This window comes from Galbibacter sp. (assembly GCF_048266365.1).
Lineage (GTDB): Bacteria > Bacteroidota > Bacteroidia > Flavobacteriales > Flavobacteriaceae > Galbibacter.
The window spans coordinates 391,777-410,558 of sequence record NZ_JBLWZP010000002.1 but is presented as its reverse complement, the minus strand read 5'-3'; the positions used below and the strand labels follow the sequence as shown (position 1 = coordinate 410,558).

Below are 18,782 nucleotides of genomic sequence, written 5' to 3'. Positions count from 1 at the left end.
ATAAAACATATTAATAGCATATAAATCCATTAACTATGAGTACAACTTATTTTAAAAACATTGATAAAATAAAATTTGAAGGTAGAGATAGTAAGAATCCGTTAGCCTTTAAATGGTATGATGAAAACCGCGTTGTCGGTGGTAAAACTTTAAAAGAACATCTAAGATTTGCAACAGCTTACTGGCATACTTTTAACAACAAAGGTGGAGATCCTTTTGGAGCACCTACAGAAGTATTCGCTTGGGATCAACACGCTGATGCTATTGACCGCGCTAAAGCAAAAATGGATGCTGCATTTGAATTTATGAATAAATTAGGTACGCCTTATTATTGTTTTCACGATGTAGATGTTGTTGATGAAGCTCCTTCTTTAGCTGAATTTGAGACCCGTATTCAAACCATGGTTGACTATGCAAAACAAAAACAACAGGATACTGGAATTAAATTATTGTGGGGAACTTCAAATTTATTCAGCAATCCTAGATATATGAATGGGGCTGCAACTAATCCAAATTTTGACGTGCTTGCTTATGCAGGTGCTCAGGTTAAAATAGCTATTGATGCCACGGTAGCTCTTGGTGGTGAGAATTACGTGTTCTGGGGTGGTAGAGAAGGTTATATGAGCCTACTGAACACCAATATGAAACGTGAGTTGGATCATATGGCAATGTTCTTGAGTACTGCTAGAGATTACGCTAGAAAACAAGGATTTCAAGGCACTTTCTTAATTGAGCCTAAACCAATGGAGCCAACAAAACATCAATACGACTTTGATTCTGCTACTTGTTTAGGTTTTATAAACAAATATGGTCTTGAAAAAGATTTCAAATTAAACATTGAGGTGAACCACGCTACATTGGCAGGTCATACTTTTGAACATGAGTTACAAGTTGCTATTGATAGTGGTATGTTGGGAAGTATTGATGCCAACCGTGGAGATTATCAAAACGGATGGGATACAGATCAATTCCCATTGAACCTATATGAAATTACTGAAGCTATGTTAGTGATCTTACAAGGTGGTGGACTAGGTAGCGGTGGTGTTAATTTTGATGCTAAAGTTCGAAGAAACTCTACCGACTTGGAAGACAAATTTATCGCTCATATTGCAGGAATGGACATCTTTGCAAGAGGACTTATCTGCGCGGACAATATATTAAAGGAAAGTAACTTTACCGATTTAAGACAACAGCGTTACAGTAGTTATGATCAAGGTAACGGAGCTCGTTTTGAAAAAGGAGAACTCAGCCTAGAGGAGCTAAGCGATATCGCAAGAGCCAATGGCGAACCAGCACAAATCAGCGGAAAACAAGAGTTGTACGAACAACTTATTGCCAACGCGATTTAGATTATGGTAATACGGTATTCAAACTAATACTTAATTTTTATGAAAAAGCATGTAAATAAGGTTTTGGAAAATAAATTTCCTATGATCGAATTTTGCATGCTTTTTCTCTTTCAAACTAACTAATTTACGCAGTGCAGGGATGCTATACGGACTCTCGGTACTGCTTTTAATCTTTTTGAATAAATGAGACACTTATTTTTTATCAAGCCTCTAAGGGGCTTGTTAGTAATTAGCGTGATCCTTTTCTTTGGTGCTTGTAGTACTACAGTTGCACCGCAAAAAGAAACCAACTCCAGAAAACTAGCATTTAATCAGAACTGGGATTTTTATCTTGTGGACAGTACTGCAATAGGAGATTCAATCTCGGAGCACATCCCATGGAGAAGGCTAGAGCTGCCACATGATTGGAGTATAGAAGGGTCCTTTGATAAAGAAAGCCCTGTGGGCCATGGAGGAGGATATCTTACCGGAGGGCTGGGATGGTATAAAAAGGACTTCACGATTGAAAAGGAAGATAATTCTAAACGCATTAGTATTATGTTCGACGGGGTATACTGCAATAGTGAAGTATGGATAAATGGTCATTATCTTGGCAATAGACCTAATGGTTATATAGGGTTTGAATATGATTTAACCCCTTACTTGAATTTTGGCCAGTCCAACCAGGTTTTGGTAAAGGTAGACAACAGCAAACAACCTAATTCTCGTTGGTATTCCGGGTCCGGTATCTACCGCAATGTATGGCTAAAGACCACAGAAAAACTCTTTGTAGATACTTGGGGGACATTTATCACTACACCTAAGGTGTCAAAAGACTTGGCAGAAGTCCGTTTAGAGACTTCAATTCGAAATACCAATACTACTGAAAAAACAGCTATCCTTCGTACACGGGTATTAAAAGACGGTCAAGAAGTCACACATACTCAAAATGAGTTTTCAATTCAACCTGATGGTACCCAAAAAGTAATTCAGAAACTTGATGTCAGAGCACCTAAACTTTGGTCTGATTTGGCCCCTGAATTGTATACCGCTGTTACAGAAATTTTAATTGACGGTGAACTTATAGACCAAAAACAGACCGGTTTTGGTATTCGTAGTTTTAAGTTTGATCTGGACAAAGGTTTTATTTTAAATGGGAAGCAAACCAAAATAAAAGGTGTTTGCTTGCACCATGATTTAGGACCACTTGGCGCTGCCATAAACACAAGGGCCATAGAGCGAAAATTAGAAATTATGAAAGCCATGGGGGTCAATGGTGTTCGTACGGCTCATAATCCTCCTTCGCCAGAACTACTAGACCTCTGTGATCAAATGGGATTCATTGTTATGGATGAAGCCTTCGATATGTGGGCACATGCTAAGAATCCAAATGACTACGCCAAGGTTTGGGAACAATGGCATAAGAAAGATTTGGAGGATCAAATTCTAAGAGACAGAAATCATCCTAGTGTTTTTATGTGGAGTATCGGAAATGAAATACCGGAACAATGGAGTCCAGAAGGAGCTGAAATCGGTAGAGAACTCTCGGCTATAGTCAAGAGCCTAGATACAACCCGATTGGTTACTGCCGGGATGAACCCTCCAATCCATATCAGGAATAAAGAAGTTACTTTGCAATTTGAAGATACAGCTGCGGAGCCAAATGCACTAGCAGGCTCAGGTGCCTTGGATCTTATAGGGTATAATTATGCCCATCAAACGTATGAAGATCATCAAAATAATTTTCCTAACACGCCTTTTATAGCTTCGGAAACAACCTCCGGATTACAGACTCGGGGCTATTATGAATTTCCATCAGATACAACGAAAATATGGCCTGTACGTTGGGATTTGGAATTTACCAATGGGAATAAAGGAAATACCGTGTCGGCTTTTGATCAGGTACGGACCCCATGGGGTTCACTACATGAAGAGGTTTGGAAGATTATTAAAAAACATGATTTTCTATCCGGTATGTTTGTTTGGACAGGCTTTGATTATATTGGTGAACCAACGCCATATATATGGCCATCGCGAAGTTCGTATTTTGGAATTGTCGACCTAGCAGGTTTTCCAAAGGATGTCTATTATATGTATCAAAGTGAATGGACAACTACGCCTGTATTGCACGTATTTCCTCATTGGAATTGGGATGCAGATACCCTAGTGGATGTCTGGGTTTATTACAATAATGCTGATCAAGTCGAACTGTTTTTAAATGGAAAATCCTTAGGGACAAAATCCAAGCAGAACGATGAGCTTCACCTGATGTGGAGCGTCCCTTTTGAAGAAGGAACCCTAAAAGCGATTTCACGAAAAGACGGTAAGGTTGTTCTAGAACAAGAGGTGAAGAGCTCAGGAGCCGCCTCACAACTTTCATTAATTGCCGACAGAGAAACCATTCAGGCCGATGGCAAGGATTTGTCCTTTATCACTGTTGAGGTTTTAGATAAAAATGGAATTATCGCCCCTAGAGCCGGTGATCAAATTTCCTTTTCATTAGAAGGTCCAGGAAAAATAATCGGAATGGCCAACGGTGACCCTACCAATCACGAAAGCTTTAAGGGCGATACGCACAAGGCCTTTAACGGGAAGTGTCTGGTCATCGTTCAAGCTGATCGCCAAAAAGGAGAACTGGTACTTACAGCTACTGCTCCTGGTCTTAAGCAAGGGTCGATTAGCATACGACTTAACTAAGGCCAAGACTAAAAGAGGCTCTCAGTCTCCAAGGTCATAAAGTGATCAATGGATGCTAAGCTTTGATATATACGAGTTTTTTGATTTATAATTTTACCTGACAATTTAAATAGATATGATTTTGAATATTAGAAAATATGTAATGGCTGCTGCCGTGATTGGATTCACTTCTTGTAAAGAGCAAAAGCAAGAACCTTTGGTGCTTTCTTCACCAAGTGCTGTCAATGAGATTCAGTTTTCCCTTAGTACGGAAGGTGTTCCGACCTATCAAGTATCCCATGGGGAGATTCAAGTATTAAATCCTTCTGAACTTGGATTTGTTTTTAAAGACAAGGACTCACTATACCGCAATTTTGAAATTGTCGGAGTGGAACAACGCAGTTTTGACAAAGAATGGGAACAGGTTTGGGGTGAAAAGAAAACCATCCGAAACAACTATAATGAGCTCGCTGTTCAATTACAGGAGACTGGAGAAAAAAAGAGAAAACTCAATATAGAGTTTAGAGCTTATGATGATGGAATTGCCTTCCGTTATATATTTCCTGAGCAAGGTGTAAAAGACAGCATCTTTATCATGGATGAGCTCACGAAATTCGAGTTGGCACAGGATGGAAAAGCATGGTGGATACCTGCCTATGGAGAACAACGTTATGAGTACCTTTTTACCGAATCACCAGTTAGTACTTTAGATACTGTACATACTCCACTTACTATTGAAAGTAAAAGTGGATTGAGTTTGAGTTTCCATGAAGCTAACTTGATCAATTTTGCCTCAACTACTTTAGCACATACTCAAGGTACCACATTAAAAACCGATTTGGTTCCGTGGGCTGATGGTGTAAAGGTTAGGATCACGGATTCTTTTACGACGCCTTGGCGTAGCTTGCAGATTGCCGAGGATCCTACTCAACTTATTACTTCTTATTTGATTTTAAATCTAAATGAGCCTAATAAAATTGCGGATACAAGTTGGATAAAACCCTTTAGTTATATAGGGATCTGGTGGGGCATGCATATTGGTAAATACACGTTTTGGGAAGGTGAAAACCAAGGGGCAACTACAGAAAATGCAAAGAAATACATAGACTTTGCAGCCCAAGAAGGTATCGATCATTTATTAATCGAAGGATGGAATAAGGGGTGGACTCCTGATTGGTATAAGAATGCCATGCATCAGTTTAATTTCACAAAACAGGCGGATAACTTTGATTTGGAAAAGGTAACGGATTACGCCGCTGAACATAATGTTCGTATTATTGGGTATCATGAAACAGGTTCAAATATTGATAATTATTTAAAACAGATTGATAGTGCCTTTGCTCTATACAATAAGGTAGGTATTCACGATGTGAAGATAGGACATGTTGGTTCGCTTCTTAAAATGAAGGAATGGCATCATGGTCAATTTGGTGTGAATTACTTTAGATATGTTCTTGAAAAGGCCGTTGAATATAAATTGACTGTTCTTTATCACGAACCTATCAAAGCTACCGGTGAGCGTCGAACCTATCCTAATATGATGGCTAGAGAAGGAGCTAGAGGTCAAGAGTACAATGCTTGGAGTGATGGGAATCCACCAGCTTACACCACTATTTTACCTTTTACAAGACTTCTATCAGGACCTATGGATTTTACTGCAGGAATTCTAGATGTCGAAATATCACAAGGATACCCGGGACGTAGAGTTCATAGTACTGCAGCCAAACAACTTGCCTTATTGGTATGTGTGTATTCTCCGATCCAAATGTTTGCTGATCTTCCTGAAAATTACCAAGGGCAGCCAGCCTTTCAATTCTTAAAAGAAGTGCCTACCGATTGGGAGGATACCAAAGTTCTTAACGGAGCCATAGGGGAGTATATCACCACGGTTCGAAAGGATATCCATAGTGAAGATTGGTTTTTGGGTAGTATGACTAATGAAGAACCTAGAGATTTTGAAATCTCACTTTCGTTTCTAGATCCAGATGCTCGCTATGAAGCTCAAATTTACGCCGATGCCCAGGGTACGGACTTGAACAACAAACCTGAGGCTATTAGTATCACATCTAAAGAAGTTACCGCTAAGGATAGTCTTACGCTTCATCTAGGTGCTGGAGGTGGTGCAGCAGTACGATTTAAACAACTTTCGAACTAGTATTTACTGATTCACAAATATCCTTGCTTTTCATTAAGCGGGTAGCTTAAAAATATAGAAGCGGAAAATTACTTTCCGCTTCTATATCCCATAAGGAGTTTTATTTTAAAAGAACTCTTCCACTTGCTGAAAATTCTCAATACTAATTACAATCGACTATTGCTTTAATTTATTGGCAGCATCTTTGTCGACCATCCAAGTGACTTTTTGCTCATCTCTTGTGATGAGTTGAGAAGGATATAAATTGCTGTTTGCTTCTCCTTGAAGTACTTGATATAAGGCTTCTGCTTTATTGTGACCAAAGACCAAGAAAACGATATTTTTAGATTTATTGATTAGAGGAGCAGTTAATGTTATTCTGTACATATCCTGTGTCGCTAAAAAATAAGCGGCTACTTTTTTAACTTTTTCTTTTAGAATAATGTCTTGATTTGGAAATAAAGATGCGGTATGACCATCATCACCCATTCCAAGAATGATCAAGTCAAATTCTTCTCCTTTAGTTAAATGTTGTTCTAATAATGCTTCGTATTCCACAGCATAGTCTGTTGCAGAAATATCAGCCTTCCACATGGGGAAAATCTGATCCTTTGGTACAGGAATATGATTTAGTAAATCATTAAAGGCTGCACCAGCATTGCTCTTTTGGTCATCTAATGGTACCCAACGTTCGTCACCCCAAAAGACATATACTTTAGACCAGTCAATCTTTTCACGATAACTATCAGTTGCGAGTAATTGATATAACCCTGCAGGGGAGGATCCCCCTGTCAGAGCAACAGTAAATTTTCCATGGTCCAAAATAGCTTGTTGTGCCTTACTCACAAAGTAATCGGCCAATTCAGCGTTTAGGTTTTCTTTATTCTCAAAAATTCGAATCATTTTTTGTCAGTTTCATTTGAATGTTTGTTTACAGCCCATACGTGACCTTCACGAGCTATAAGTGCTTCTGCATTTTCAGGTCCCCAACTTCCTGCTTGGTAATTTGGAAAATCAATTGATTCTCTTTTATCCCATGCCTCTAGAATTGTGGAGATCACATCCCAGGCTTCTTCAATTTGATCCGAACGCATAAATAGCGTTGTATCTCCTACCATAGCATCCAAGAGTAAAGTCTCATAGGCCTCTGGAGTCTGAGTGGAACAATTGTCGTAATTGAAAATCATCTCTGAAGGATTCAAATTCATTTCAAGTCCTGGACGTTTTGTCATAAATCGCAATAAAATATCCATCTGAGGTTGAATGTTGATGGTCAATCGATTTGGCATTATGCTGTCAATCTGATTGGTAGGGAATGAGGCATGAGGAACAGGTTTGAATTGTATAGTAATTGAAGAGGTTTTCTCTTGCATACGTTTCCCTGTTCTGAGATAAAAAGGAACATTTTGCCAACGCCAGTTGTCCAAATAAAACTTAATGGCTGCGTAGGTTTCTGTATTGGATTTCTTATCTACTTCATTTTCTTCCCTGTATCCAACTACCTTTTGACCTTTGATCCATCCTGAGCTGTATTGTCCTCTTACTGCGTAATGATGTACCTCTTCAGGTTTAATTCTACGAATTGAACGGAGTACGTCATATTTTCGGCTACGAATTTCTTCGGCATCAAATGATGCTGGTGGCTCCATAGCGACCATACAAAGGATTTGTAACAGGTGATTTTGGATCATATCCCTTAGGGCTCCCGACCCTTCGTAATAACCACCCCTGTCTTCTACACCGACCTGTTCTGCAACAGTGATCTGTACCGAGTCGATATAGTTCCTGTTCCACAATGGCTCAAATAAGGCGTTCGCAAATCGAAAAGCTAAGATATTTTGAACGGTTTCTTTACCTAAATAGTGGTCAATCCTAAAAATTTGATCCTCGTCAAAGGTTGCAGTTAATTTTTTGTTTAATTCAACTGCAGATGCTTTATCATATCCGAAAGGCTTTTCGATGATAATTCTATCCTTTTCTTTAATAGTTGCTAGACCAGAGTCACGTAAATGGAGACTTAAAGTCTCTATGAAACGCGGTGAGATGGATAAATAGAACAATCTATTGGCACGTTCTCCCCATTGTTTTTCATAAGGTTCTATGGTCTTTAATAACTCTGTATAGGATCCTTGATCATTGATGTTGGAAGTCAAATAGTGTAGAGATCCTTTGAATTTTTCCCAATCTGATTTTTTGGGTGTTCCTTTTCTTGAAAATTCTTTCAATCCTTGATATAGGTGATCTTGATAAGCTTTATCAGTGAGCTCTGTCCTTCCAAGGCCGTAGATGACAAAGTTCTCTGGCATCCACCCGTCAATAAACAAATTGTAAAAAGCTGGTATTAATTTTCTTTTTGCTAGATCGCCTGTTCCTCCGAATATAACGATAACCGTAGCAGTTGCATTTTTTCCTGTTTTCATATAAACTTTTTAGAATTGTTTAATCCTCCCACTCGGTGTGAAAAATCCCCTCACGGTCAGTTCGTTCGTAACGGTGTGAACCGAAGTAATCTCGTTGCGCTTGGATAAGGTTTGTAGGTAGGGTTTCACTTCTATAGGCATCAAAATACGCTAGAGCAGTACTGTATACTGAAAGCGGAATACCTAGGTTGATCCCTGTTTTTAACACCTCTCTGATGGCTTGTTGTTTTGGCTCCACTGTTGCTGCCAAATCTTTATCTAACAAGAGGTTAGGTAGCTCAGGATTGTTGCGGTATGCTTTTCTAAAGTTTTCCAATACAGTAGCGCGGATGATACAACCACCTCTCCAGATTTTTGAAACTTCTTCTAAGTCCAGCCCATATTCATATTCTTTAGACGCCAAGTGAAGCTGTGCCATACCTTGTGCGTATGCAGATATCATTGCGAAGTAGAATGCATCTTTCAATTGAACAAGAAAGGCTTCTAAATTTACATCACTCTTAGCTTCCCAATTGTAGATAGTAGAAGCGCTTATGCGTTCTTCTTTGTATTTTGAAATATCTCTCATAGTAACCGCAAGGTCGATTGACGGTACAGGTGCCTGAATTTCCATGGCGTTTTGAGAGGTCCATTTCCCTGTACCTTTAGCTTTCGCTGTGTCTGAGATAAGGTGAATTAATTTTTTACCTGTAAGCGGATCATCTTGTTTTAGAATATCAGCTGTGATTTCTACCAAATAAGATTCAAGCTCTTTGCTGTTATTCCACTGGTCGAATAATTCTTGAATGCGTTTGTCTTCAACATTTAGACCGCGGTGTAATAAATCGTAGGTTTCTGCAAGAAGTTGCATAATGGCGTACTCAATACCGTTGTGTACCATTTTGACATAGTTCCCTGCGGATCCGCTACCTAGATAGCTCACACAAGGTTCTCCATCAACTTTAGCGGCAACGGCTTCAAAAATTGGACGAAGTCGTTCATAAGCACCTTTGTCACCTCCGGGCATCATACTAGGGCCAAATCTGGCTCCTTTTTCTCCTCCGGAAATTCCCATTCCGAAATAATGTATATTTTTCTCAGCTAGTTCTTTTACTCTTCTGTTAGTGTCTGTGAAGTAGGAGTTACCCCCATCCACGACAATATCCCCTTCTTCAAGGTGTTCTAGTAAAGAACCAATTACGCTATCCACAGGTTTTCCAGCTGGAACCAACAACATAATGGCTCTTGGTTTTTCTATAAGGCTTACAAATTCTTTAACGTCAGTGGTTCCTTTAATCTGATGTTTATCTTCGGCTTCTTGCTCTAGAGAAGCAGCCTTTTCAGCATCTAAATCCAAACCAACAACAGAGAAATCGTGATCAGCCATATTGAGCAAAAGGTTCCTACCCATTACTCCAAGACCAACCATTCCAAAGTCAAATTTTTTCATAGTTTTTTATTCGTATTTATTGATATTCTATAAATTTTTGAAATTCAATTCTTCAATCGCTTTTACCTTATCCAATCTTCTTTGGAATCGCCCGTGATCGATAAATTTGGCTTCGAGAAATGCTACTGTGAGTTCTTCAATTAGGGCTGTACCTATGACTCTTCCTCCCATGCATAGGAGATTTAGATCATCGTGTTCTACACCTTGATGTGCAGAATAATGTTCTGATATCAGAGCAGCACGTACCCCCTTGAATTTATTAGCGGCAACAGAAACACCTACGCCACTTCCACAGATTGCAATTCCTTTGTCAATTTTTTGTTCCGAGATTGCGAGTGCTAAAGGCTTAACTATATCTGAGTAGTCATCTTTCGGATCCATAGTATGGGCACCAAAATCTTCATATTCATAGCCCTTCTCCTTTAAAAAAAGCTTTAGAGCTTCCTTATTTTTAAATCCTGCATGATCCGCAGCTATACCAATTTTCACAAGCAATATGCTTTTAGAATTAATTCAAAGTATAAAATTACGTATTTCTAAGGGATTAGGGTAATATAATTTGTATATATAACGATAGTTTTAGGATATGAGATATTTGTATCTCTTAGTATATTACGGTCTAAAGAGCCATAGACTTGAAGCTATAAATACCAGTAGGTGTCAGCGAATTGACATAGATTTTGTCGCATACACCCCCAACTATTGTCGCGTTTAACATGTTGAAACTGTGTTTTATGATGTACTTTTAATACTAAAATTAAAAATTATGAATGTAAAACAGTTGTGGTTAAATCTTCCTGTAAAGGATATAGAGAGATCTAAGAAATTCTTCACTGAGATTGGGTTTAGAGAAAATCCGATTCATAAGGATTCTACAAACCTAGCCGGGTTTTTAATAGGCAATCAAGATTTTGTATTGATGTTGTTTCCTGAAAATGACTTCAAAACTTTTACTAACCACGAGGTTTCAGATACGAAAGCGGGAAGTGAAATGTTGATTAATATTGATGCACAAAGCAAGAAAGAAGTAGATGAGATGGAGGCCATGGTTCGAAAGGCTGGAGGAGAGGTATACCAAAGCGCATCCGAGTCCCAGTCTTGGCTCTACGGATTTGGTTTTAAGGATCTCGACGGTCATCGCTGGGCCGTGTTACATATGGATATGGGCAAAATGCCTAGAGGCTAGTTGTTGGCTTGGTTGTATGCTCTTTTAGCATCTCTGCTGTGGCTATTGTCCTAAAACCCAAATGCGCCTGTCCAGAGTCGGTGGATGTAGCCATTCTAGCGGAGATACGATAGCTCGCGCAATAGGTATCGGAGCATAGGAAGGATCCTCCTTTAATGATCTTCTCCTGCGAATAAGGATTGTTTGGATTGAATGCTTTTTCAGCTCCATTTGGATTATGAACTACGCCATTTTCTAGAAGTTGTTTATAATAGTCCACATGATACCAATCTTGAGTCCATTCCCATACATTCCCAGCTATTTCATAGAGTCCATAGGCGTTTGGAGGAAAGGATTTTACAGGCGCTTTATTTTCAAAACCGTCGATTTGGTCGTTTTGGGTCGGGAATTCCCCAGTCCAAGTATTGGCATTAGCATTCAGCTCAGTTTCATTATCACCCCAAGTATAACGTTTGTTACGCATTCCTGCATTGGCAGCTAATTCCCATTGAGCTTCCGTTGGAAGTTTGCGCCCTGCCCATTCACAGTAGGCAATAGCGTCGGCAAATGCGATATGAACTACAGGGTAATTTCCTTTGCCTTCAATGGTACTCTCCGGCCCCTTAGGGTGTTTCCAATTGGCACCAATTTTCCATTCCCACCACTGTGAGAAATCATAAAGATTTGGAACGCTAGTTGCTGTTTTTTTGAACACCAAAGACCCAGGTTGTAGAATGGAGTCATGTGGTTTTGGAGTTCCAGCCGGGAGCTGTTTCTTGAGGTCCTGCCAATCAATTTCTCGTTCAGCAATGGTGATATAACCAGTTTGATTTACGAATTCGGAAAATTCATCATTAGTAACTTCTGTAATATCCATAAAAAATCCGTCTACCGCTACGGGATGTGCTGGTTTTTCATGTTCTAGTGCGAAGCTGTCGCCTTGTCGTGCACCTTGAGTGAAATTCCCTCCAGGAATCCATACCATACCTTCTGGGGTAATAATATCCGTTGGTTTTTTCTTGACCACCTCAATCTGTGTTGTTAGTGCTTTAGAGCTCTTACTGGCATTAGACGGGCTCTCCTTGGTGTTTTTACAGGATACAAGAAGGCAGCTTAATGCAGTGATAAGGAGAGTGATTTTCATCAGAAAAATTTTAATTTTCCAAACTTACAAAAGTTTTGAATACATCTGAAATTTGGATGGATCAGTTAACAAGAAAAGAACATTAGGTTCCAAGTGATACGCTATTTAAGTGAAAGATTCAACAATTAGTGACAAGTATTAATGGCAAAACAGGGGCCAAAGCATTGAGATAATCCTAATTTTGTCACTACTTTTGAAAAAAATAACTCAAGCGATGCATATACGGTCAATACGTTTCTATAGCCTCATTTTACCTTTAACCCTTGCCTTGTTCGTTGTAAGTTGTAAACAAGATCAAGAAGAATCGGAACAAACATACACTCAGTATGAAGGTCCTGTGTTTGGAACCTATTACCGTATTAAAATTGATTCCGATAATAATTTTAAGCCCCAAATCGACTCTGTTTTTCAGGCGATTAATACTGCTGCAAATAGTTATGTTGGTGCTTCTGAAATCACAAGCCTAAATTCAACAGGGAAGCTTGAAAATCCAAGCCCTACTTTTTTAAGTATGATAAAACAGGCTCAGCATTTTCAGCAGATCACTAAAGGTTATTTTGAACCGGCCTTATATCCATTGATCAAGGCATGGAGATTCGAGCAAGGTGGCGCCACCATGCAGGTAGATTCCCTTGAACTTGAAAACTTAATGAGTTTACTGCCCATGGAGGAGAGTGTCATGATTTCAGATACCTTGATCAAGGTCAAAAAAGAAGGCACTAAAATTGATCTCAGCGCGATGGGAGAGGGGTATGCAATTGAAGGAATCCACCAGGTTTTGATAGATGCAGGTATTGAAAATTATATGATTGAAATCGGCGGAGAAATCTTTGCTCGTGGACTAAACGAAAAGGGTAAGACCTGGACCATCGGTATAGAAGATCCATCAAAAGCAGCAACAAATTCTTACGACAACATCATCACCAAAGTACAGCTCAGTAATCAAGGAATTAGTACCTCTGGCAGTTATAGAAAATTCTATACCGATGATCAAGGAAATAAATACCCACATATTATAAATCCTAAAACGGGTTACCCAGTCCAGCATCATCTGGTGAGTGTAAGTATCAAAGCGGCATCTCCATTAGTTGCGGATACCTATGCAACGGCATGTATGGCAATGGGGACAGAGAAGGCCAAAGCATTTATAGCAGCAGATTCCGATGTCGAGTTGTTTATGGCGTATTATGTCAAAGATTCATTGAAAACCTGGAATTCACCAAACTTTTACAAAATAGCAACTCAATAGTGGTTTTCGTTGAATTTGTGTCGCGAATTTCTTAAATTGTAAGCTGTCTAATTTAATCCAATGGATTATGAGAGGTGTAAGTATCTTATTTGGAGTTTTTGCTATTTTTATGCTTTCCAATTGTGGGGGTTCCCAAAGTGCTTATGGGACGCAGCAAGATAAAGTTTTAGTGGACTCACTAATAGCAAAAAGGGAGTTTAGAATTGTCAATCAATGGGCACTTCCTATGATGAGTTCAAGTATGATGAAAATAGCATCAAGTGGAATTTTAGGACCCGGCAACAGCGGTCAACGTATTGATTTGTCCGGGAACGGTAATTTTTTGGAATTTAAAGGCGATACTGTAAAGGCTTTTTTGCCGTATTTCGGAGAGCGTCATATGGGTGGTGGATACAACACAGATGGTGTAGGTATTCACTTCGACCAAGTGGTAGAGACCATACAATTTGACTACAAAAATGCTAAAGACCAGCACATTATTAAATTTAGAGCAAAGGACGGTGCAGAAACCTTCGAATTGACCTTGTTTGTATTTTCAAATAAAAAGAGTTCTCTTCTTGTTAGTAGTAGCCAACGCGACATGATCCGTTACGAAGGAAACATAATAGCGTTGCCTGAGAAAGACCGTCCCTAATCCAATTGTTTTCAATATATTGTTTTTCAACAAGCCTTAACGGTGGTAAGTAATTAATTTAAAAATGAATACCATTGAGTATACCCTTAGAGAGCGATTGAAGGAGTTAACCTGCATGTATGAGGTCACTTCTATCATAGTCAATAGTGACTTTGAAAAGCTTGAACTGAGTTTAAAATCCATTGCTTTTTGTCTAAAAAAAGCTTTTCAGCATGAGTCTGAAGCTAGCGTACACATTATATGTTCTGAAATTGAAGTGGCAATCGGTCAGCAGCTTTCAAACTATGTTCAAATAAAAGCACCGATCAACGTTTTTAATGTGCCTAATGGTTCCATTGCAGTTCGTTATCCTTCAGATAAGTACACGCAACATGAGTTTCTGGAAGAAGAAAGTAAATTGCTATCCAATATTTGTCTGGAAATTGGAAACTTGATTGAAAGAAAACAAATCAAGGAAAAAGAAGAGTTGATCCGCAAGCAAATGGAGCGTAATGATCGGTTAAACATATTGGGAGAGATTACCGCAGGAATTGCACATGAACTCAACACCCCATTGACCAGTATTATTGGTTTTACGGAACTATTAGATGAGCAAATCAAGGACGAACTCGTTCAAAGTGATCTAAGTAGAATTAAAGAAAATGCACTTTTTTGTAGGGAAATTGTAAAAAAATTAATGTTCTTTGCATGTGAAGTTCCACAACAAATTCAAGAGATTTTGTTAAATCCTGTACTTCAAAATGTACTGAACTTGCTCAGTCCAGCGTTTAAAAAGAAGGATGTAACTGCGAATTTGAAGATGAAAGATAGTTATATAGGCATCAAGGCAGATGAAATACAGTTAACCCAGGTATTGTTTAATATTATTATGAACGCATTATATTATTCGCCACCCAAGACCACCGTAGATATACTGGCTAGCAAAGATCAAAAAGGTATCGTAATTTTGATCAAAGATCAGGGGCCGGGTATTCATAGTAATTTAAGTGATAAGATTTATGAACCATTTTTCACCACCAAACCTGTGGGTGATGGTTCTGGCCTGGGATTAAGTGTTGTGCACGGGATTATGAGTAGTCATAAAGGGAGTATTTCCTTTTACCCGAACAAACCCTATGGAACAGTATTTGAATTGTGTTTTCCAAAGTGACCATGAAGATAAATTTTAAGAAAGAAAATATATTGATAGTTGATGATGATATTCATGTTCTTGAATTATTAAAGCGTCATTTACAATCCATGCAGTACTACACTTTTAAGGCAGTATCTGTAAAAGAAGCTTTGAGCATTTTAAAAAGTAATCGAATAGATCTACTTATCACGGATATAAAGATGCCAGATGTAGATGGTTTTGAACTGATGAAATACGTCTGTGAACATTACCCTTCCATGCCTATACTAGTGGTAAGCGGCTATGTTTCTGCAAAAGAAGCACTGGAGATGGGTAAATCTGGAGTAATTGATTATTTAGTAAAACCCTTTACCAAGGATGAGTTAAAGGCTTCTATCACAAAATCACTCAGTGGACATCGTCAACTGTATCCACAAGAGGTGGCAACCACTACCTATAATTTTAGGGAGTTGGTTGGTAATTCACCTGCACTGAATCAGATCAAAGAAATTATACACCGGGTAAAAGATATCAAAGCCACGGTTCTGATACAAGGAGAGAGTGGAACAGGTAAGGAGCTAATTGCCCGGGCGGTTCACTACAATGGCAAATTTTCTAGAAAACCTTTTATCGCAGTAAACTGTGGGGCTATTCCTGAGGATTTGTTGGAGGCAGAGCTCTTTGGTTATGAAAAGGGTGCATTTACGGGTGCTAACGAATCTCGGGAAGGGTTCTTTCAAGCTGCAGAAGGCGGAACTATTTTTTTAGATGAAATCGGTAATGCCTCACCCAAGGTTCAAAATAGCCTTCTTCGAGTACTTCAGGAAAAGGAAGTACAGAAGGTGGGATCTCAAAAATCCACCAAAATAGATATTCGTGTGATCGCCGCTACCAATAGTAATTTGGTAAACGCAATTAAACAAGGAAAGTTCAGACAAGACCTCTACTACCGATTATCTGTAGTGGAAATCACGGCGCCCCCGCTAAGAGAACGTGTCGAAGATGTCGTACCACTTGCCAAATTATTTCTGCAAAAATATGCCATGGAATATAAGGATAGGTCCATGGCAATAGGAGCAGACACCCTGGAGATCTTAGAACGGTATAGCTGGCCAGGTAATATACGCGAGCTGGAAAATTGTATTCAACGTGCGGTGATCATGAGTGATGGAGAAATACGGCCAAATCAATTGCCAGATATATTTAAGTTTCAGATAAACTTCCCCAAGGATGGATTAAAGTCCCTTGCGGAAAAAGAAAGAGAATACATACAACAGGTCTTAGACCTTGTCGAAAACAATAAAACCAAGGCAGCAGAGATTTTGGGAATTGACCGAAAGACACTTAGGTCGAAGGTAGGTTAAAAGGTATTTCGTCCCTTAGGTTGGGGAGAATATCCCCGAATGGGTAAAATTTCCCGAATTAAAATTTAAATTGTCTTGAGTTGAAGTAAAACAATAATCTGATAATCAGTATGTTGTTGTTTATAGATCATAGAGGTAGTATTAATGGCACAACTGTTGAATTTAATGACAGCGGTTAATCGATCGTATGTTGTGTATCAAATTATCAAGAGGGTTAATTGAGTCGAAGTGTTAAAGCTTCTTGTCTGCCTTGACCGCTTGATGTTATAGACTATTGAAATAGTTCAGCATAAAATTGACCACCAAACAAACACTAAAATAACTTCATAACATATTAACTAACAGTATTTTGATGATTTCAGAAAAAATTAAAAAAAACGATCCGGCAAAGCGTGGGATGTTAGCCAATGTGATGCGGCAGTTTGAACATGCTTCGGATAGTATTGGACTGAATCCTAATATTAGAAAAATCCTTGCCATTACAAACAATGAGCTCGTAGTACACTTTCCCGTTAAAATGGATAGTGGCGAGATCGAAGTGTTTACCGGCTACCGAGTTCAGCACAACAACGCCTTAGGCCCTTATAAGGGAGGATTGCGTTACCATCCAACTGTTGATTTGGATGCTGCTAGAGCATTGGCGATGTGGATGACCTGGAAAACTGCTTTGGCAGGATTACCTTATGGTGGAGCCAAGGGAGGGATTCAAATAGATCCAAAAAAATATTCTACCGCTGAATTGGAACGAATCACGCGTAGGTTCACTTATGCACTTGGTGATAATATAGGGCCTGAGCTTGATATTCCAGCCCCAGATATCAATACCAATTCGCAAACGATGGCGTGGATATTAGATACCTATATGAGTACTAAGTCTCCAAACGAACGCTCTAAAAATTTACATGTGGTTACTGGAAAACCATTGGGTGCCGGTGGTTCTGAAGGAAGAGATCGTGCCACTGGATTCGGCGTGTTTCTATGTGTTAAATTTTGGGCTCAACAAAATAAGGTCGATTTAAAAGATAAGACTTTTATTGTGCAAGGATTTGGTAACGTAGGGTATTGGGCATCTAGTTTTCTTGAAAATGAAGGAGCAAAACTTATCGCAGTTCAGGATGTTACTGGGACCTATTATAATAAAGATGGGATTTCTGTGGAAGAACTCAATGACTATCAGAATTCTGTTGGCAGTCTTGAAGGATTTAAGAATGCATCGTTGATCCCTAGTGATAAATTTTTCGGTACCGAATGTGATATTTGTATTCCTGCAGCTTTGGGTAACCAAATTACTGCAGCCAATGCGCCAGGTATTAAAGCTAAAGTCATTGCTGAGGGTGCTAATGGACCAACAGATGTAGAGGCAGAGGAGATACTATTACAAAAGGATATCACCATTATTCCAGATATCTTATGCAACTCCGGAGGTGTTATTGGTAGTTATTTTGAATGGTTACAAAACAGAAATGGGGAGATTTGGACCATGGAGGAGGTGATGGAAAAATTAGAGAAAAAATTGAAAACCTCATTTGATAGAGTTATGAATGTTGCAAAAGAGCGAGGGGTAGATCCGAGAACCGCTGCTTTTATGATTGCAATAGAAAGGCTAGAACAGGCCTATATTCAACGAGGGATTTTTCCATAAATAAAATCTAAGCTCTAGAAAAAATACGAAATGAAATGAAAATGAGAATGACATATCAAGTACCCATTGTTGAGAAAAGAGAATATGTGCTTTTAAAACGATTGATAAGTTTATCTCATTTTCATTTTGATAAAAGGCAAGCTGCCGAGGTCAGAAAGCTAAGTGATTTATTAAAAAACGCTAAGGTTCTCGATGAGGAGGATATGCCTGAAAACATTGTGAGACTTTATACCACAGTAACTGTATCACGATTTGAATCAGAAGATATACAATTTCAAATTGTGCTTCCGGATGCCGCAAATTCCAATAAGAGGCTAAAGTCTATAATCTCCCCTTTGGGAGTAGCTTGCTTTGGACTAGGTTTAGGAGTTGCACTTCAAATTCCTACTACTGATGGGACAGTAAAAGCCTACACTATTCTCGGGGTAAAACAGTCCCATACAGCGAAAAACTCCATCTCAGTGAACTACAATATTGATTAAGTGC

15 protein-coding genes are annotated in these 18,782 nt (G+C 38.9%); 10 read left to right on the top strand and 5 right to left on the bottom strand.

The window, feature by feature from the left end; all coding sequences use genetic code 11:
- Positions 1 to 35 precede the first annotated feature (35 nt).
- The 3 genes from xylA (at position 36) to ACN0TV_RS04735 (ending at position 6,159) form a co-directional block, all read left to right on the top strand.
- Positions 36 to 1,349 carry a xylose isomerase gene (xylA, locus tag ACN0TV_RS04745; protein ID WP_417360632.1) on the top strand — a complete coding sequence of 438 codons (1,314 nt, stop codon included), beginning with the start codon at positions 36 to 38 and terminating at the stop codon, positions 1,347 to 1,349.
- Positions 1,350 to 1,532: 183 nt separating this feature from the next.
- Positions 1,533 to 4,025, top strand: coding sequence for a beta-galactosidase GalB (gene galB, locus ACN0TV_RS04740; protein ID WP_417360630.1), 2,493 nt, complete (start codon positions 1,533 to 1,535; stop codon positions 4,023 to 4,025).
- Between the two features lie 115 nt (positions 4,026 to 4,140).
- Positions 4,141 to 6,159, top strand: a complete 2,019-nt coding sequence (locus ACN0TV_RS04735) for a glycoside hydrolase family 97 protein (RefSeq protein WP_417360628.1) — start codon at positions 4,141 to 4,143, stop codon at positions 6,157 to 6,159.
- A 156-nt stretch (positions 6,160 to 6,315) separates the two neighbouring features.
- Here the strand turns inward: ACN0TV_RS04735 and pgl are convergent, their stop codons facing one another.
- From pgl to ACN0TV_RS04715, 4 genes are read right to left on the bottom strand one after another with little or no spacing between them, the layout of a single operon-like run.
- A complete protein-coding gene (gene pgl, locus ACN0TV_RS04730) occupies positions 6,316 to 7,041 on the bottom strand; it encodes a 6-phosphogluconolactonase (protein ID WP_417360626.1) in 726 nt (241 codons plus the stop codon).
- A complete protein-coding gene (gene zwf / locus ACN0TV_RS04725; protein WP_417360625.1) occupies positions 7,038 to 8,558 on the bottom strand; it encodes a glucose-6-phosphate dehydrogenase in 1,521 nt (506 codons plus the stop codon). The genes pgl and zwf overlap by 4 nt, the downstream gene beginning before the upstream one ends.
- Before the next feature lie 19 nt (positions 8,559 to 8,577).
- Complete coding sequence (gene gndA / locus ACN0TV_RS04720) at positions 8,578 to 9,987, bottom strand: NADP-dependent phosphogluconate dehydrogenase (RefSeq protein WP_417360623.1); 1,410 nt, start codon at positions 9,985 to 9,987, stop codon at positions 8,578 to 8,580.
- Positions 9,988 to 10,014: 27 nt separating this feature from the next.
- Positions 10,015 to 10,476, bottom strand: coding sequence for an RpiB/LacA/LacB family sugar-phosphate isomerase (locus ACN0TV_RS04715; RefSeq protein ID WP_417360621.1), 462 nt, complete (start codon positions 10,474 to 10,476; stop codon positions 10,015 to 10,017).
- A 277-nt stretch (positions 10,477 to 10,753) separates the two neighbouring features.
- Between ACN0TV_RS04715 and ACN0TV_RS04710 the strand changes: the two genes are divergently transcribed.
- Positions 10,754 to 11,173, top strand: coding sequence for a VOC family protein (locus ACN0TV_RS04710; protein ID WP_417360619.1), 420 nt, complete (start codon positions 10,754 to 10,756; stop codon positions 11,171 to 11,173).
- Here the strand turns inward: ACN0TV_RS04710 and ACN0TV_RS04705 are convergent.
- The gene (locus tag ACN0TV_RS04705) at positions 11,163 to 12,296 is read right to left on the bottom strand and encodes a formylglycine-generating enzyme family protein (RefSeq protein WP_417360617.1); all 1,134 of its coding nucleotides are present in this window, start codon (positions 12,294 to 12,296) and stop codon (positions 11,163 to 11,165) included. The genes ACN0TV_RS04710 and ACN0TV_RS04705 overlap by 11 nt on opposite strands.
- Positions 12,297 to 12,510: 214 nt before the next feature.
- Between ACN0TV_RS04705 and ACN0TV_RS04700 the strand changes: the two genes are divergently transcribed.
- From ACN0TV_RS04700 to ACN0TV_RS04675, 6 genes are all read left to right on the top strand, one after another.
- Positions 12,511 to 13,545 (top strand): FAD:protein FMN transferase, encoded by a 1,035-nt coding sequence (locus tag ACN0TV_RS04700; RefSeq protein ID WP_417360615.1) that lies wholly within the window; start codon positions 12,511 to 12,513, stop codon positions 13,543 to 13,545.
- Between the two features lie 67 nt (positions 13,546 to 13,612).
- Positions 13,613 to 14,179 (top strand): DUF4251 domain-containing protein, encoded by a 567-nt coding sequence (locus ACN0TV_RS04695; RefSeq protein ID WP_417360613.1) that lies wholly within the window; start codon positions 13,613 to 13,615, stop codon positions 14,177 to 14,179.
- Positions 14,180 to 14,243: 64 nt separating this feature from the next.
- Positions 14,244 to 15,329 (top strand): sensor histidine kinase, encoded by a 1,086-nt coding sequence (locus tag ACN0TV_RS04690; RefSeq protein WP_417360611.1) that lies wholly within the window; start codon positions 14,244 to 14,246, stop codon positions 15,327 to 15,329.
- 8 nt (positions 15,330 to 15,337) lie between these two features.
- Entirely contained in the window at positions 15,338 to 16,654 is a 1,317-nt protein-coding gene (locus ACN0TV_RS04685) for a sigma-54-dependent transcriptional regulator (protein ID WP_417360952.1), read from the top strand.
- A gap of 352 nt (positions 16,655 to 17,006) precedes the next feature.
- Positions 17,007 to 18,296 carry a Glu/Leu/Phe/Val family dehydrogenase gene (locus ACN0TV_RS04680; RefSeq protein ID WP_417360609.1) on the top strand — a complete coding sequence of 430 codons (1,290 nt, stop codon included), beginning with the start codon at positions 17,007 to 17,009 and terminating at the stop codon, positions 18,294 to 18,296.
- Positions 18,297 to 18,337: 41 nt separating this feature from the next.
- Positions 18,338 to 18,778 (top strand): GreA/GreB family elongation factor, encoded by a 441-nt coding sequence (locus ACN0TV_RS04675; protein WP_417360607.1) that lies wholly within the window; start codon positions 18,338 to 18,340, stop codon positions 18,776 to 18,778.
- Positions 18,779 to 18,782: the final 4 nt, after the last annotated feature.

What these genes read in the sequence shown, in the direction of transcription:
- gndA (WP_417360623.1), bottom strand. Translation starts at nt 9,987, where the DNA reads ATGAAAAAATTTGACTTTGGAATGGTTGGTCTTGGAGTAATGGGTAGG.
- ACN0TV_RS04705 (WP_417360617.1), bottom strand. Translation starts at nt 12,296, where the DNA reads ATGAAAATCACTCTCCTTATCACTGCATTAAGCTGCCTTCTTGTATCC.
- galB (WP_417360630.1), top strand. Translation starts at nt 1,533, where the DNA reads ATGAGACACTTATTTTTTATCAAGCCTCTAAGGGGCTTGTTAGTAATT.
- zwf (WP_417360625.1), bottom strand. Translation starts at nt 8,558, where the DNA reads ATGAAAACAGGAAAAAATGCAACTGCTACGGTTATCGTTATATTCGGA.
- ACN0TV_RS04710 (WP_417360619.1), top strand. Translation starts at nt 10,754, where the DNA reads ATGAATGTAAAACAGTTGTGGTTAAATCTTCCTGTAAAGGATATAGAG.
- ACN0TV_RS04675 (WP_417360607.1), top strand. Translation starts at nt 18,338, where the DNA reads ATGAGAATGACATATCAAGTACCCATTGTTGAGAAAAGAGAATATGTG.
- ACN0TV_RS04690 (WP_417360611.1), top strand. Translation starts at nt 14,244, where the DNA reads ATGAATACCATTGAGTATACCCTTAGAGAGCGATTGAAGGAGTTAACC.
- xylA (WP_417360632.1), top strand. Translation starts at nt 36, where the DNA reads ATGAGTACAACTTATTTTAAAAACATTGATAAAATAAAATTTGAAGGT.
- ACN0TV_RS04680 (WP_417360609.1), top strand. Translation starts at nt 17,007, where the DNA reads ATGATTTCAGAAAAAATTAAAAAAAACGATCCGGCAAAGCGTGGGATG.
- ACN0TV_RS04735 (WP_417360628.1), top strand. Translation starts at nt 4,141, where the DNA reads ATGATTTTGAATATTAGAAAATATGTAATGGCTGCTGCCGTGATTGGA.
- pgl (WP_417360626.1), bottom strand. Translation starts at nt 7,041, where the DNA reads ATGATTCGAATTTTTGAGAATAAAGAAAACCTAAACGCTGAATTGGCC.
- ACN0TV_RS04695 (WP_417360613.1), top strand. Translation starts at nt 13,613, where the DNA reads ATGAGAGGTGTAAGTATCTTATTTGGAGTTTTTGCTATTTTTATGCTT.
- ACN0TV_RS04700 (WP_417360615.1), top strand. Translation starts at nt 12,511, where the DNA reads ATGCATATACGGTCAATACGTTTCTATAGCCTCATTTTACCTTTAACC.